The organism is Candidatus Limimorpha avicola (assembly GCF_056978975.1).
The window spans coordinates 27,503-43,689 of record NZ_DBMCYK010000008.1; the positions used below are offsets into that span (position 1 = coordinate 27,503).

Below are 16,187 nucleotides of genomic sequence, written 5' to 3' on the forward strand. Positions count from 1 at the left end.
ACATAAAAAAGTTGACTATAAGTTTTGCCTGTTATAAAGTCTCAGAATCAGCATTATATCAAGCCGTAACAAATTACTGTCAACTTTCGAAAGGCTGAGCAAGTCAGTCATATCATGAACAAAAATTAATCATTTCAATAATTCCGGGTCTCTGACAATATTTTCCGTTCTATCCGGACCATAAGAGACGAAAGAAACCGGCACACCGAGATAATTCTCTATAAACCCGATATATTGTTCAAGTTCATTGGGAATAATATCAGTAATGTTACAATTCCAGCCTTTGAGGGTAGTATAAACAGGTTTAAGATTTATTTTGGCAGCCTCATAAGGCAGATAATCTATCACTTTGCCGTCGTATTCGTATGCTGTAGCCACCTTTATCTCTTCAAAATCATTCATCACGTCGGATTTCATCATCATGAGATTGGTAACGCCATTGATGATGCAGGCATATTTAAGAGCCGGCAAGTCGAGCCAGCCGGTACGACGCGGGCGGCCTGTAGTAGCGCCGAACTCATGCCCTTTGGCACGCAGCGTCTCTCCCACCTCATCGAACAATTCAGTATGGAAAGGTCCCATGCCAACACGAGTGCAATAAGCCTTAAAGATACCATATACTTTACCGACCCTTACAGGAGCGACGCCGAGACCTATGCAAGCACCGGCAGCAACTACTGAAGACGAGGTGACATAAGGATAACTCCCGAAATCCACATCGAGCATAGAGCCTTGTGCTCCTTCAGCAAGTACTCTCTTGCCTTTGTCGAGAGCATCATTGATATAATATTCGCTCTCGATAAATCTGAACTGTTTAAGAAAATCGACAGCATCGAACCACGTCTTTTCATATTCCTCGAACGACATATTATCGAGTTTAAGAGTGTCTATGTCTAAATTGAGGTTACGAATCATGGCAAGATGAGTTTCTTTCAACTTATTGTACCGACTCAAGAAGTCAGGAGACAGAATATCGCCTACACGGACTCCACGGCGAGCGGTTTTGTCAGTATAAGTAGGACCTATACCTTTGAGGGTAGAACCTATTTTCAATTTGCCGAGAGCATTTTCATTGGCGGCATCCAAGGCGCGATGAGAAGGGAATATCAGATGGGCCTTGTCAGATATCATTAAGTTAGCCTTAACGTTCACGCCGGCATTTTGGAGGTCATCTATCTCATCTTTCAATATTTTGGCATCTATTATCACGCCATTGCCTATAATATTAGTACAACCTTTGTTAAACACGCCGGAAGGTATGGTATGAAGAACAAATTTTTTACCATCGAATTCTATGGTATGACCGGCATTAGGGCCGCCTTGAAAACGAGCAACGATATCATAATTAGGTGTCAACACATCAACGACTTTACCTTTGCCTTCGTCGCCCCATTGAAGCCCGAGGAGCAGATCCAACTTTGCCATAACTATCAATTTAATTTATATATTATTTCTTTTTTTATAACCGTAAAATGTCAATGAATGATAAGAGATTTCCACACCGAGTGCCTCTTCCACCGACTTTTGTATCTGTTGGATACGCGAGTCTGAATACTCTGTCACCTCTCCGGAATCCAAATCCACAAAATGACCATGTTGTTTACATTTGTAAGAATGTTCATACTGAGACTTACGTTTGCCGAATGTATGTTCTATTATCAAGTTGCAGTCTAAAAGCAACTCTATAGTATTATACAATGTGGCACGACATATCCTATACTTAAAGCCGTTGACCTTGTTGTACAGTGTTTCAACATCGAAATGTCCGTCTATGGAATAAACAGTATCCAGAATCACATAGCGTTCCGGAGTCTTTCTAAGGTTATGCTTCTTGAGATATTCTGTAAATATAACCTTCACTTTAGCAGGAATATCATCATCATTCAACTCATTCATAGCCACTTTGCTTTCTTGGCAAACATAATTTTCAACTTGTCAAAGTTATAAAATTTTTTATAACAAATAAAAAACGCATCACATTTTTCAAGAAAAAGTCTATTTTACTCTTTCGACTTTCTTTACGAGTTCTATAGACTTCAGATCTTTAACAAGGTCGTCAAGACTTTTCACATTATCCACGAAAAGACTCACTGTAGCTTTGGCAAGACCTCCTTCGGAATGCATTTCGAAACTGTGCATATTGAGTTTTTTCTTATCTGTTATAATCTGCAATATCTTGGTACACAAGCCCATCTTATCCACTCCTATGATTCGCAAAGTAGCAATAAATCTATAGTTCTCTTCCAATTTCATCTTCGCTTTCAAAATATTCTTGCCATGTTTTGCCATAAGTTCTATGGCTACAGGGCAATCCGAACGATGCACTCTTAAAGGTTCATTAGGAAATCTGATAGCCACTACGTCGTCGCCGGGTATAGGATTGCAACATGTTGAGATAATATAGTCAACATTATTTTCCAATATTTCCTTAGGCAACTGTTCTTGATTTTCATTTTTTGGACTCCATTTAAATGTAAAATATTTTGTAATACCTGTAAGAATACCGTCTTTCACACAGAAGACATCCTCAACATCACGTTGTGTAAACTTCTTTATTGCAAAATAATAATACAAGTCTATTCTGCCCGGAAGATGTTTTCTTTCCACCATCAGGTTTCTGTTGTGTTTGCTAAACTCTATTTTCAGTTTGGCAAAGATATCGGACATTATTTTTTTACCTGTCTCTTTAAAACTTTTCCTGTAATCTTTGATACCGGCTTTCAGACGTGATTTTGCGACTGAGGTAACGAGAAATCCGAACCACTCTTCACGTGGATACTGGTATGCGGAAGTGATAACCTCCACCTGGTCGCCCATTTTAAGGACATATTCCAAAGAGACAAGATTTTTGTTGACATTGGCGCCGATACAATGGTTACCGAGTTCGCTGTGAATAGTATAGGCAAAATCGAGGACAGTAGAGTCCTTTGGCATGGTAATGATGTCACCTTGCGGGGTAAACACCGATATTTCATCTTTAAAGAGGTCTAATTTAAAATTGTTAAAGAACTCTATTGCCGAGTCGGAACCTGAAGCCACCATTTCGCGCACTTTTCCGAGCCAGAGTTCAAAACCACTCTCGTCGTTGAAATTGTCGGTATTGTTATATTTCCAATACGCCGAAAAACCGTGTTCCGCAATGTCTTCCATTCTTTCCGTACGCAATTGCACCTCGACCCAGTTACCTTGATGATTCATAAACACACCGTGAATAGATTCATAGCCATTAGTTTTAGGAAATGAAACCCAGTCTCGAAGTTTGGAACTATTAGGTCTATAATGCATGGTAAACACAGCATAAGCCTCCCAACATTTTATCTTCTCCAACTCCTTGGGACAATCTAATATCAGACGGACAACAAAAACATCATATACATCGTCGAGTGACTGTCCGTACTTCTGCATACGTTCCCAAACTGCACTGACAGGTCGTTCCAGAATCTTGACTCTCAAACTAATACCCATATCACGGAGGTCTTTCTCCACAGGTTCCACAAACTCTTGCAACTCCTTAATCTTATCCTCTCTTCTTGCACTCATCTGTTTACTCACCGATTCGAAAACCTGAGGATTGATATATTTAAGTGAAAGGTCTTCAAGTTCAGACTTTATGGCATAAAGACCTAATCTGTATGCCAAAGGAGCATAAATACTTATAGTTTCCGATGCTATTTTCAACTGTTTATAATGAGGCATGGAATCAAGAGTTCTCATATTGTGCAGACGGTCGGCTATTTTCACCAGTATGACACGTATCTCATCCGACATGGAAATGACAATCTTTCTAAAGTTCTCAGCCTGAATACTTTCCACATCACTGTTAAAGTCTTTCATCTCCAACTTGGTGACACCGTCAATAATCTCTGCCACTTTATCGCCAAAAAGTTCTCTAATATCATCGAGTGTATAATTTGTATCTTCCACAACATCATGCAACAATGCACAAATTATCGATGTACGTCCCATACTCATGTCGCCTGCTATAATTTTGGCGACAGCGAGAGGATGATACATATAAGGTTCTCCGGACCTGCGACGGGCGTCTTTATGAGCATCAGCAGCAAGATAAAATGCCTTTGTAACCATCTCCACATCCTGAGAATTTTTTCTTGTATGCCAAAGGTTTATAATCTCATCAAACCTTTTCTTCAATTCTGTTTTCTCTTCCAAAGAATACGTATCAGGGAGTTCCATACACTAATGATTTTTAACACCGCGCCACAAAATTATGAAGATTTTTCTTAATTTCTAAAACATTTTTAAAGATATTTTTATCAAAATCAAAGTATTGAATTATTAAAATTCTCACCATATTTTATATAAATCCATGTCAAACGACATACATTAAAAACAAAAACATAAAACACGTATCAAAAACATCAAATATGACTATCCTCAAAATGTCGATAATAAAAATATGAAGTTCAATGACAAATAATTGTCGAAAACAGACGACAACTCATTTCGAATCTCTTGAAACTGTTTTTATCGAACATTGTGATTAGTTTTTGTTTCAACGGTTAAAACTTTCAGCATATATAACATTTTCCGTATTTTTGTCATCTAATTCAACTTAAAAACCATTTTTAGTATGATTAGTTTTTATATCATCAATTTATTATTATTATGCATAGCAACAACAAACCTCATTCGTGCCAATAAGGAGAATGATTCTCGCAGTAGAACACTCGGGATAACAATCAACTCTATCGCTATCATTCTTATAACATTAGCTTGTATTATTAAGATAGTTACAGACTGATCACCGATTTTTTCAATGCTTTAAAACTTGTATATTCGCGTGGTCGAAAACAACAAACTTTACAAACACCACGCTGTCCGATAAAAAATCGTTATTTGGAATATATATAAAAGATAATCACTTTAGACACCAATATCATATTATCAACATATTGTAGAAAGGGCATAATGCGTGGCTGAACGCAATTAACCAAATAATTTATGCCTTTAAGAGTACCAATGAAATGACAAATATTATGAAAAAGGGAGCGTAAATGCATCAGAAAGGTCTTACACCTGTTTATCGATTACCAAAAAATTTTAAAATCCAGACATATTTTTAGGGAACAAATTTTGGATTATGCCCGAACTTAATTAAATCAATGTAAAAGATTCAAGAACAGCATTCAATAATTATATTTGGACTTCCATCTGTATCTCAGGATATTACGCAACTCATTTTCTTTAGGATTATTCTGAGGCTCATAAAACTTGGTGCCTGCTATTTCCTTGGGCAGGAACTCCTGTTCCACGAAATTGCCGGCATAATCGTGAGCATATTTATATCCGTCACTATAGCCGATATCTTTCATAAGTTTCGTTGGAGCATTGCGGAGGTGTAATGGCACGCTCAAATCACCTGTCTTACGCACCATCTCCTGTGCATTATCAATAGCAAGATACGAAGCATTGCTTTTCAAGGAGGATGCAAGATAAATGGCGGTCTGTGAGAGTATTATCCTGCTTTCCGGGAAGCCTATCTTATTGACTGCGTCGAAGCAGGCGTTGGCAAGCAGCAAAGCATTGGGATTGGCATTGCCGATATCTTCCGAAGACAGAATAAGCATACGTCTTGCAATAAACAAAGGATCTTCGCCCGCATCTATCATACGGGCGAGATAATACACTGCTGCATTAGGGTCGCTTCCCCGTATGGATTTGATAAAGGCAGATATTATGTCATAATGCATCTCCCCCAACCTGTCATATTTCAGCAGATTGTTTTGGACATAACGGTTTGTAACTTCATTATTTATCACTACAGCTTCCACATCAGGGTCTGACTCGTAAATCATGGAAACCACCAATTCGACGGCATTCAGCAGTTTACGGGCATCGCCTCCGCTAATGTGCATCAGAGCCTCACTTTCTTCGAGTATTATCTTTCTTTCATAATCCTGTTCCAAAGTCTCTATTGCCTTAGACAAAAGCTGTTCAAGGTCTTCTTTCTCCAAAGACTTCAAAATGAACACCTGACAGCGTGAAAGAAGGGGTGAAATGACCTCAAAACTCGGATTCTCTGTCGTAGCACCTATTAATATTACAAGCCCTTTCTCCACAGCACCGAGCAGTGAGTCCTGTTGTGATTTACTGAAACGATGTATCTCATCGATAAAAAGCACCGGAGTATCCGGAGCCATACGAGCTTTTGCAAAGACATCTCTAACATCTTTCACTCCGCTTGTCACGGCACTCAAGACATAAAACTGACGTTTCACCTGTTTGGAAATAATATATGCCAAAGTAGTTTTACCCACCCCGGGAGGTCCCCAGAATATCATGGACGGTACTCGTCCGCTTTCGATGACACGTCTCAACACAGCTCCATCGCCCACAAGATGACGTTGTCCTATATAGTCGTCGAGTGATGTAGGACGCAACCTTTCCGCCAATGGTACAGATGTCTTTTTCATATTATTTTTTTACAAAAATACTATTTTTTAAGATATTGTTCGCCATTTTAAAACAAGATACTGTCAATTTGAATTATTATTCCTTATTTTGATTAACTTTGCAAAACAAATTCAACTACATCGAACAACAAATATTAATTATAATCAAAACATTACCAATGAAAAAAGTTGTCACATTATCATTTATACTGTTGATTGCAAGTACAGTAGGCAAGGCATGTACCAATTTTCTCGTCACGAGAGGAGCGTCGGTCGATGGGTCCAATTTCATCACATACGCAGCCGATTCGCATATAAGATATGGAGAGTTATATTTCACCCCGGCAGCCGACTGGCAGGAAGGCAGCATGAGAGTGATTTACGACAGAAGTACCAATCAGCCGAGAGGTGAAGTGCCACAACCGGGACATACATATAAAGTAATAGGATATATCAATGAACATCAAGTAGCTTTGGGAGAGACCACCTTCGGAGGCAGGACTGAACTCATCGACCCTACAGGGATTATCGATTACGGCAGTCTTATGTTTTTAGCCTTGGAACGCAGCACCTCGGCACGCGAAGCGATAAAGATAATGGCCGACTTGGTGGAAGAGTACGGTTATGGCAGCGACGGAGAGACATTCTCCATTTCTGATGCCAACGAGGTATGGTATATGGAGATAACAGGCAAAGGATATACTCCTGTATATGACAAAAAGACTGGTGATACCGTCAATGCCGACAGAGGTGCCGTATGGGTAGCCATCCGTATCCCTGACGGTTACGTCTCCGGGCATGCCAATGCGGCGCGAATAACGACTTTCCCTTTGCGTGACGGTAAGAAATCCATCACCGACAAGGACTGGAAAAGACTTTATAACGATGATGTAGAAGTGATTTACAAGCACGACATTATTGACTTCGCCCGTCGTAAGGGCTATTTTACAGGCAAAGACCAAGCCTTCGATTTCAGTGCCGCCTTTGCTCCTGTCGATTTCTCCGCTGCACGTATATGCGATATGAGAGTGTGGGCTATGTTCAACGAGATTAACGACGACATGGACCAATATTTGGATTACGTCACAGGTAAAGACCTCACAGCTGAACGTCTGCCTTTGTATGTCAAACCTAACCGTAAAATATCATTGAGTGACATGATGAGTTTCATGCGCAATTATTTTCAAGGCACGGAATACGACAAATCGCAGGATATTGGCGGAGACCCATTCGGCTCACCCTACCGTTGGACTCCATTGTATTGGGAATACGAAGGGAAACAATACTTTCATGAGCGTACCACTGTCACACAACAGACAGGATTCTCCTTTATAGCACAGTCACGTAATTGGTTGCCCGATGAGATAGGTGGCATCATCTGGTTTGGTGTCGATGATACCAACTCAACAGTTTACACACCATTTTATTGCTCCATAGACGAAGTTCCGGTAGAGTTCCGACAAGGCAATGGCGACATGCTTACTTACTCCGACAATGCCGCTTTTTGGGTCTTCAACCGTCTCGCTCATTTCAAATACCTCTTCTACAACCGTGTAATCGATGATATCATTAAAGTGCAGAACGAGTTGGAAAACACATATCAAAAAGAAGTTGAAACCATAGATAAAGAGGCTTTAAGACTTTATGATATAAATCCCGAAGAAGCGAGAGTTTTACTTACGGAATATTCATGCAATGCCGGAAAAAACACTGTCGAACGATGGAAAGAACTGGATAATTTCCTGTTGGTGAAGTATTTGGACAGCAATATAAAACAAGAACAGGACGGCAATTTCATCCGCAACCCGTGGGGTTATCCGGTCTCACCGAAACAAAACGGTTATCCCGACTCCTGGAAAAAGAAAGTCATTGAAGACACAGGCGACAGATTTTTATTAAAATGAGATATTGACAATTTTTATATTATCATTATGAAGTAACTGTGAAAATCATAAATTTAATTTTTGCAGTTACTTCAATTTCTTAATATCGTACGGTAAAAGTTTTTACCATTTCTTTGATGTAGCTATTTTTGAAAAAATTTTTCGACCGCCGAAAGGCGATATCTGTATCGTGCGGCATCTGAAAGCCGCACGATAAATAAATCAAATGAACCAAATAAATACAACACGCTACGCTTCTATTCTGAAACAGGGCGCACGGAATAACCGTAGTAGCGGTAGTACCAATATGTGTCGTGATTGTCACTGTAGAAGTAAAGGTAGTACGCATGCTGAGTAAAGCTCTCGTCCGGCGTAGAACTCCAATAGTCCCCGCTCGAACCTGCGTTGAAAAGCGACGTCCCGTAACGGTAACCCGCAGCAGGAAGAAAAATACTGTTCCCGTTTGCTCCGGTTACCCTATAACCATTATTTCCTCCTTCACTCGTCCATGTCCATGTGCAGTTGTTTATTAATTCTCTAAACTCCGCTATTGTCGGCATTCTCCACGTACTGCCCCAGTTGGCTCTCACTGCATCGTATTGAGGATTCCCACTTATGTCTCCTATTACCTGTCCCAATGTTACACAATTTTGTTGAGTGTAACTTCCCTTAGGTTTAACTTCTCCCCATGCGTAATAATAACCATATTCAAACGGCGACCATGCCCCTACATTGCATGTTGCCCATTTCAATCCGCTCGGCAAGCCTAAATCCACAAAATCATGTCCATTTATTTGACCATTGGTGGTGAGACTCTTCCGGCTGCCATACGACGTCCCTTCGCTGTTTGTCGCATACGCCCTTACATAATACGTGGTTCCTGCACTAAGTCCTGTCATGTTACTTGTATAACTCCCCGTTCCGCTTCCGTCCGTCGTATGGGAACCCGCTATCGTTGGATTTTCGCTCGTGCTCCAACATACTCCTCTCGCCGTTACTTCAGCACCTCCGTCATCTGTTACAATCCCTCCGCATATCGCTGTCGTTTCGGTAATCCCTGTAACTTCCCGCGTCGTTACTACAGGCAGACCTTGTGTCGTAAACGTTTTCTCTTCTCCATATACCGTTCCTACTTCATTTGTCGCATACGCCCTTACATAATATACGGTTCCTGCACTAAGTCCTGTCATGTTACTCATATAACTCCCCGTTCCGCTTCCGTCTGTAGTATGGCAATCCGTTATCGTTGGATTTTCGCTCCTGCTCCAACATACTCCCCTCGCCGTTACTTCAGTTCCTCCGTCATACGTAACCTCTCCTCCGCATATCGCTGTCGTTTTGGTAATCCCTGTAACTTCCTGCGTCGTTACTACAGGCAGACCTTGTGTCGTAAACGTTTTCTCTTCTCCATACACCGTCCTTTTGCTGTTTGTCGCATACGCCCTTACATAATATACGGTTCCTGCATCAAGTCCCGTCATGTTACTCGTATAACTCCCCGTTCCGCTTCCGTCCGTCGTATGATAATCCGTTATCGTTGGATTTTCGCTCCTGCTCCAACACACTCCTCTCGCCGTTACTTCAGTACCTCCGTCATCCGCAACCTCTCCTCCGCATATCGCTGATGTTGCCCCTATTTCCCTAACTTCCTGCGTCGTTACTATCAGTTGATTACCTGTAACAGGACGCACACTCTGACCGTAATAACGACTGGTATTCCAAGTAGTGTTACAATTGCCACTGTAAAAGTCCAGGCTGCACGCGTTCCGGGTATTGAACGCACGCGGCGATGAACTCCAATAGCTTCCCCTCTCTCCTCCGTTGTTGATCGATGTCCCCTCCCGAGTTCCTGCTGCCGGTAGAAAAATACTGTTCCCGTTTGCTCCGGTTACCCTGTAGCCATCTATATATCCCATATTTCCTTCTTCACTCGTCCATTCCCATTCACATTCTTCTATCAATTCTTCAAACTCCTCTCTTGTCGGCATTCTCCATGTTCCTCCCCAGTTGGCCCTCGCCGCATCGTATTGCGGATTTCCACTTATGTCTCCCATTTCTTGTCCCCATGTAAGACTGTTTTCTTCAGTGTGACTTTCTTTGGGGGCAACTTCTCCCCAAGCGTAATATTCTCCACATTCTGATGGTGAACTTGCCCCTACATTGCATGTAGCCCACTTCAACCCGCTCGGCAGGCCTAAATCCACATATTCATGAACATTCCCATCAGTTGTGAAACTCTTTTGGCTGCCATACACCGTCCCTTTGCTGTTTGTCGCATACGCCCTTACATAATATACGGTGTTTTCTGTAAGTCCCGTCATGTTACTCGTATAACTCCCCGTTCCGCTTCCGTCTGTAGTATGGCAATCCGTTATCGTTGGATTTTCGCTCCTGCTCCAACACACTCCTCTCGCCGTTACCGTTGTTCCTCCGTCATCCTTAACCTCCCCTCCACATATCGCTGTCGTTTCGGTAATCCCTGTAACTTCCTGCGTCGTTACTACAGGCAGACCTTGTGTCGTTATTTCTTCAACTTCTTTCTTCTTACACATTGTGAATGTCATAAGAATACTTAACATAATCATTACTTTCTTCTTCATATTCTTTTCGTTTTTATGGTTATTACTTTTTACTTATTCTATATATTTCTATTGTTCCGGTTGCATTCATTATTCTTATTTTCTCACTCATCTATCTGCATTACAACAACATCGTTTGAAACAGGACAAATTTAAAATATATATTCTTTTAAAACAAACTTTTTTAACAAAAAATTTATTTTCGGGTAACAAAACTTTCAAATATCAATAATTCACTGTTTTTACGATGAATTTACTTTTAACCTCTAAACAAAATTGATATTGATTTTTACATTTTTCGTTATAAATCCTCCACAAATCAAAAAACTTGACAAATTCAATACACGCCATCTTAAACAGATATCTATCTAATAGTAGATAATTATTATTACAGGACAGCAATTGCATGTCACTTTATATTCCGCATTACACCAACAGAAAAACTCGCCCAAGCAGATGTAGGCAAGTTTTTTCATTATCAAAAAAGTGTTTGAAAAATCAAATTGATGTTTAAACACTTGTAATTGCTTAAAAATCAAAAATAAATATTATAATGAGGTAAAACAGTATCTTGAAATCGTTAATAATATCTCAATTAAAAAATGGTTTGGTTGGAATTACATTATTCAAAACTGAATCGAGTCACTATTTTTGAAAAATTTTTCGACAGCCCAAAGGCAATATCTGCATCGTGCGGCATTTAAAAGCCGCACGATAAATAAATCAAATAAATACAACGCGCTTCGCTTCTATTCTGAAACAGGGCGCACGGAACGACCATAGTAGCGATAATAACAATTCGTGTTGTAAGTACTACTGTAAAAGTTGAGTCGATATGAGTATCGAGTATTGCTGTCCGGTGTAGAACTCCAGTATCCACCATACGAACCTGCATTGAGAACAGACGCTCCATCACAATAACCTGCAGCAGGAAGAAAGATACTGTTCCCGGTTGGGCCGATCACCTTACAGCCATAATTTCCATCTTCACTTGTCCATATCCAAATACAATTATCTATCAATTCAGCGAATTCTACAATAGTCGGCAATCGCCACGTACCACCCCAGTTGGCTCTCGCTGCATCATATTGAGGATTTCCACTTATATCTCCTATTTCTTTCCCATGTGTCACATTGTTTCCCCATTCATAACTTGATTTGGGTTCAACTTCTCCCCATGCATAATAATTACCATATTCTGATGGAGAACTTGCCCCAACATTGCATGTCGCCCATTTCAACCCGCTCGGCAATCCCAAATCAACATAATCATAACCGTTGATTTGTCCGTCAATTTGTTCAAATGAATCATTTATTATAAAATCAGAATACTTGCTGTTCTTACACATGAACAGCATTACCGGCAAAAATACAAATAATGCCATTATATTAACCTTATAAATAACTTTCCTTTTCATAATATCACATCGTTATTTTTGTTAAAACAATCTAAATCCGATTGTCAGGGATAAAACATTCTGTTTCAAATTGCTCAAACATACGAATTCTTCTCCTTTATAATATCCCAAAACATCGTATGTTCCCTGTTCTTTATAGAAATGCGTCAACCCAATGTCATACTTTACATCTATCACCACCCTTTTCCAGTCTGCTCCTACATTGAATGTTATGCCCATTCCGTTTTTGAAGGCATCAGTGTCCGTATTGCCTTCAAACACTATCTTCCGACCAATCAGCAGTTGATATGAGGGTCCGGCTGCAAATCTCATCTTAAACGATTCTCCTTTCGTTTGGTATCCCAACAACAGTGGAATATACAAATATGTACGGCTGACACTGCCAATTGGCTCAGAATCCTTGGAGACAAAATCAAATACGGAGTTATTATATGTCACCTCCGGTTGTACAACGAAATTTTTTATTGCAAAACGGGTAAACAATCCAAAGGTGATACCCGTTTTCCATTCTATGTTGGCAATCTTGTCCGCCATGGAGGTCATCTGTACTCCCACCACAGGACCGCAACCGAAATCAAAAACCTTATCCGTTTTCCTCTTTTCAACATCAACAGGTTTGTCTTGTTTTTTATCCGTATTCTCACTTAAAACTTCCGTATTCTCACTCTCAGTCTGTACATACTCTTCTTTTTCTTCAACATGAGTTTTATCATCCCCACTCGATATTTCTCCTCCTACTGACCTCATCTTCTCGTTCACACTCACTTCCTTCCCTTCTTCCAACATCAATGTCTTTTTCACGGTGACGTATCCGCTCTTCTCCAACACCAATTCATGGCTGCCTATAATCACATCCGTTATGTATTTAGGCGTACTTCCCACCATTTTTCCATCAATATAAATCTTTGCTCCCAAAGGTATTGTAATAACATTCAACTTACCACAAACAGGTTCCGGGTTCGGTATTTGTATCTTCTTATCCATACCGGCTGTCAGAGTCACATTTTGCTGCGTTGTCCTGTGCAGTTCCTTCTTTGCCTCAAACAAATGTTCTCCCACTACCAATCTACCGCTCCATCTGCCCTTACCCTTATATTCATTGTCAACATATATATCCGCTCCGGCTTCCGTCTCCACCGTAACATTTGCATAATTTCCCCTCATCTCTATTACCATATTCGTAGTATCTCCGTCTCTCACCACAAAACTCCTTTCCTCCGGATAATACATCTCCTTCATCACCTTCACCTTATACTCTCCGCTTTTCATCTTATCCCTGAAATACGGGGTCTCTCCCGTTTTCTTACCGTCCACATACACTGTGGCACCCGTTTCAGGCTTTGTCGTCAGGTTAAAATATCCGAATGCAGGTCGCAAAGTCTTTTCCACCACTGTATTTCCCGTATAGCTTATCTTTGCCTCTCCACTTTCCGAATGATACATGTCGCATTCTATCCTCCATTTATGCGTATCACCTGCGCTGTACAACAGGGCGACCTCTTTCTCTCCCATGAAAACATCATCCACATATATCAATGCATTAGGCTGGTCCGCTTTTATTATCAGATAATTCTTCACTATATCCTCCTTATCGACGGTTATTACCATTCTGTAGCAGGTCTTCTCCTTTAATTCATACGGCATGTCATAAATCTCTCTTCCGTAATCATCATGAACAATAATCAACGAGCTGCGTCCCGGTGACAGATACACCCATATCTCTCCTTCAGGAAAACTGACATCAACAATCTGCGTTGCCATATCTCCTGAAAAACGAAACTTGCGTCTCTGTTCTCCGTTCACTCCCATTGTGGTAATCCTCAACATGGCACAATTGAATCCGTTACGGTCCTGCTTGGGATTTATCCTCGCCGTAAGGTCTGCCTCGTCAGGTTCTATGGACAATACCTTTATCTGAGAATATGAAACCATTGTTACAAACAAAAACAAAACGGATATAAGTATTTTCTTCATGGTTTACATTTATTTGCCCGCAAATGTAGGAAATAATCTTATTAATTCATAAAAACAATGAATATTTTTTCTATGTAGTTTTTGAGGTATAAACGGATGCCGCGTAATTATACGTATATTTTTAAAGGAATCATCTGTTCAAGCAAATATTATATGAGAGAAGAAACAATTTTCTCATATATTCCGTCGGCATCGAGTTTAAAATGATGCATCAACTCCTCCGGTTGTCCGGATTCACCAAAGGTGTCGTTCATACCTATTCTAACGACTCTGACAGGATGATTTTCAGAAAAGAACTCAGCGACAGCGCCACCGAGTCCACCGATAATCTGATGTTCCTCTACAGTAAAAACAGTAGAGAAACGGTCAGCTATCTCGAGAAGAAGTTGTTCGTCCAAAGGTTTTATAGTATGAATATTGACGACCATAACAGATCTGCCCTCATTCTCGAGACGTTGCGCTGCAAGGATGCTCTCCCAGACCTCATGACCTGTCGCAATGATACAAATGTCCTTTCCTTCCTTCAATATCTGGCCTTTTCCAATAACAAAATCCTGATTCACATCAGTAAAATCCGGTCGCGGTTCACGGCCGAAGCGCAGATAAACCGGACCGACACATTCGAGAATAGCCTTTTCCGTTGCTATCATGGTCTGAGTGGCATCGCAAGGAGATATCACCGTCATTCGCGGCAGGACACGCATCATGGCAATATCCTCGAGAGCCTGATGAGTGGCACCATCGGGACCGACAGAGACACCGGCATGAGCGCCACCTATAATGACATGCAAATTATTATAACACACCGAGATACGTATCTGGTCGCAGGCACGGTGCGCTGCAAAGACGCCATAGGTACTAAAGACAGGTATCTTGTTTGACAGAGCCATTCCGGCAGCAACAGCGACACAATTCTGTTCCGCAATACCGAGCGAAACGAATCTTTCAGGAAATGCCTCGGAGAAAATATTCATACCCACAGAAGCAGTGATGTCGGCCCCTATGCCTATAACTTTATCATTGACGGCTGCCGCATTTCTGACACCTTCACCAAAACCCGTTTTAGTAGCTTTGTTGCCTCTATTAATAAATTCGCTCATGATACGCAATATTGTTTATACAATTCTTCAATAAAAGAATACAACTGCTGTTTGTCAGGCACCTTGCCATGCCATTTACAGTTATTTTCTATACTTTTGACACCTTTACCCATCACTGTGTTGGCAATAACAAGTACAGGTTTATCCTTTATCAACTTGGCTTTAGAGAAAGCAGCAGCAATCTGATTATGATTATGTCCGTCTATATCAATAACATACCAGCCGAAGGATTTCCATTTGGCATTCAAAGGTTCCAAAGACATTACATTTTCGGTATCACCGTCTATCTGCAGTCTGTTTCTATCCACCACAGCACAAAGATTATCCAGTTTATGGTGAGCCGCAGCCATGGCAGCCTCCCATACGCTACCCTCCTGCAATTCTCCATCGCCCATGATACAATATATCCTATGCTTTTTATTGTCCATCTTAGCAGCCAATGCCATGCCCAAAGCAATGGAAAGACCCTGTCCGAGAGAACCTGCCGAGGTCTCCACACCCGGAAGATTGAAATCTTTACTCGGATGCCCCTGCAAACGGCTTCCGAAATCACGCAATGTCAACAACTCTTCCTTAGGGAAAAAACCAGCCTCTGCCAATGTGGCATATAACACCGGAACAGTATGACCAATAGACAAGACCACTCTGTCTCTATCTTCATCATATTGGTTATCAATATTATAATTAAGATGTTTAAAATACAGCACTGCAAAGATATCAGCCAGGTCCATTGAGCCTCCGGTATGTCCTGAGCCTGCTTTTGTCAACATTTTCAGAATCGACAGTCTAATATTCAATGCTTTTTCCTTTGTATCCATAG

The 16,187-nt window shown here is 40.8% G+C and carries 11 protein-coding genes; 2 read left to right on the plus strand and 9 right to left on the minus strand.

The features are described from left to right. Positions 1-129: 129 nt before the first annotated feature. The 3 genes from ACZOVS_RS05250 to ACZOVS_RS05260 form a co-directional block, all read right to left on the minus strand. Positions 130-1,425 (minus strand): adenylosuccinate synthase, encoded by a 1,296-nt coding sequence (locus tag ACZOVS_RS05250; protein WP_483996181.1) that lies wholly within the window; start codon positions 1,423-1,425, stop codon positions 130-132. Positions 1,426-1,440: 15 nt separating this feature from the next. Then, the gene (locus tag ACZOVS_RS05255; RefSeq protein WP_483996182.1) at positions 1,441-1,896 is read right to left on the minus strand and encodes a Fur family transcriptional regulator; all 456 of its coding nucleotides are present in this window, start codon (positions 1,894-1,896) and stop codon (positions 1,441-1,443) included. 99 nt (positions 1,897-1,995) lie between these two features. After that, positions 1,996-4,194, minus strand: a complete 2,199-nt coding sequence (locus ACZOVS_RS05260) for a RelA/SpoT family protein (protein ID WP_483996183.1) — start codon at positions 4,192-4,194, stop codon at positions 1,996-1,998. Between the two features lie 397 nt (positions 4,195-4,591). Here ACZOVS_RS05260 and ACZOVS_RS05265 point away from each other — a divergent pair, with 397 nt between their 5' ends. Continuing rightward, complete coding sequence (locus ACZOVS_RS05265) at positions 4,592-4,762, plus strand: hypothetical protein (protein WP_483996184.1); 171 nt, start codon at positions 4,592-4,594, stop codon at positions 4,760-4,762. Between the two features lie 385 nt (positions 4,763-5,147). Here the strand turns inward: ACZOVS_RS05265 and ACZOVS_RS05270 are convergent, their stop codons facing one another. Then, on the minus strand, positions 5,148-6,434 hold the full coding sequence (locus tag ACZOVS_RS05270) for a replication-associated recombination protein A (RefSeq protein ID WP_483996185.1): 1,287 nt from the start codon (positions 6,432-6,434) through the stop codon (positions 5,148-5,150). 158 nt (positions 6,435-6,592) lie between these two features. Here ACZOVS_RS05270 and ACZOVS_RS05275 point away from each other — a divergent pair, with 158 nt between their 5' ends. Next, a complete protein-coding gene (locus ACZOVS_RS05275; RefSeq protein WP_483996186.1) occupies positions 6,593-8,317 on the plus strand; it encodes a dipeptidase in 1,725 nt (574 codons plus the stop codon). 236 nt (positions 8,318-8,553) lie between these two features. Here the strand turns inward: ACZOVS_RS05275 and ACZOVS_RS05280 are convergent, their stop codons facing one another. The 5 genes from ACZOVS_RS05280 to ACZOVS_RS05300 form a co-directional block, all read right to left on the minus strand. Next, the gene (locus ACZOVS_RS05280) at positions 8,554-10,896 is read right to left on the minus strand and encodes an Lcl C-terminal domain-containing protein (RefSeq protein WP_483996187.1); all 2,343 of its coding nucleotides are present in this window, start codon (positions 10,894-10,896) and stop codon (positions 8,554-8,556) included. Positions 10,897-11,624: 728 nt separating this feature from the next. Continuing rightward, on the minus strand, positions 11,625-12,293 hold the full coding sequence (locus ACZOVS_RS05285) for an Lcl C-terminal domain-containing protein (RefSeq protein WP_483996188.1): 669 nt from the start codon (positions 12,291-12,293) through the stop codon (positions 11,625-11,627). Positions 12,294-12,314: 21 nt separating this feature from the next. Further along, positions 12,315-14,267 (minus strand): PEGA domain-containing protein, encoded by a 1,953-nt coding sequence (locus tag ACZOVS_RS05290; RefSeq protein ID WP_483996189.1) that lies wholly within the window; start codon positions 14,265-14,267, stop codon positions 12,315-12,317. Positions 14,268-14,416: 149 nt separating this feature from the next. Then, positions 14,417-15,367, minus strand: coding sequence for a transketolase family protein (locus ACZOVS_RS05295; RefSeq protein WP_483996190.1), 951 nt, complete (start codon positions 15,365-15,367; stop codon positions 14,417-14,419). Beyond that, positions 15,364-16,185, minus strand: a complete 822-nt coding sequence (locus ACZOVS_RS05300) for a transketolase (RefSeq protein WP_483996191.1) — start codon at positions 16,183-16,185, stop codon at positions 15,364-15,366. The genes ACZOVS_RS05295 and ACZOVS_RS05300 overlap by 4 nt, the downstream gene beginning before the upstream one ends. Positions 16,186-16,187 lie beyond the last annotated feature (2 nt).

What these genes read in the sequence shown, in the direction of transcription:
- ACZOVS_RS05250 (WP_483996181.1), bottom strand. Translation starts at nt 1,425, where the DNA reads ATGGCAAAGTTGGATCTGCTCCTCGGGCTTCAATGGGGCGACGAAGGC.
- ACZOVS_RS05255 (WP_483996182.1), bottom strand. Translation starts at nt 1,896, where the DNA reads ATGAATGAGTTGAATGATGATGATATTCCTGCTAAAGTGAAGGTTATA.
- ACZOVS_RS05260 (WP_483996183.1), bottom strand. Translation starts at nt 4,194, where the DNA reads ATGGAACTCCCTGATACGTATTCTTTGGAAGAGAAAACAGAATTGAAG.
- ACZOVS_RS05265 (WP_483996184.1), top strand. Translation starts at nt 4,592, where the DNA reads ATGATTAGTTTTTATATCATCAATTTATTATTATTATGCATAGCAACA.
- ACZOVS_RS05270 (WP_483996185.1), bottom strand. Translation starts at nt 6,434, where the DNA reads ATGAAAAAGACATCTGTACCATTGGCGGAAAGGTTGCGTCCTACATCA.
- ACZOVS_RS05275 (WP_483996186.1), top strand. Translation starts at nt 6,593, where the DNA reads ATGAAAAAAGTTGTCACATTATCATTTATACTGTTGATTGCAAGTACA.
- ACZOVS_RS05280 (WP_483996187.1), bottom strand. Translation starts at nt 10,896, where the DNA reads ATGAAGAAGAAAGTAATGATTATGTTAAGTATTCTTATGACATTCACA.
- ACZOVS_RS05285 (WP_483996188.1), bottom strand. Translation starts at nt 12,293, where the DNA reads ATGAAAAGGAAAGTTATTTATAAGGTTAATATAATGGCATTATTTGTA.
- ACZOVS_RS05290 (WP_483996189.1), bottom strand. Translation starts at nt 14,267, where the DNA reads ATGAAGAAAATACTTATATCCGTTTTGTTTTTGTTTGTAACAATGGTT.
- ACZOVS_RS05295 (WP_483996190.1), bottom strand. Translation starts at nt 15,367, where the DNA reads ATGAGCGAATTTATTAATAGAGGCAACAAAGCTACTAAAACGGGTTTT.
- ACZOVS_RS05300 (WP_483996191.1), bottom strand. Translation starts at nt 16,185, where the DNA reads ATGGATACAAAGGAAAAAGCATTGAATATTAGACTGTCGATTCTGAAA.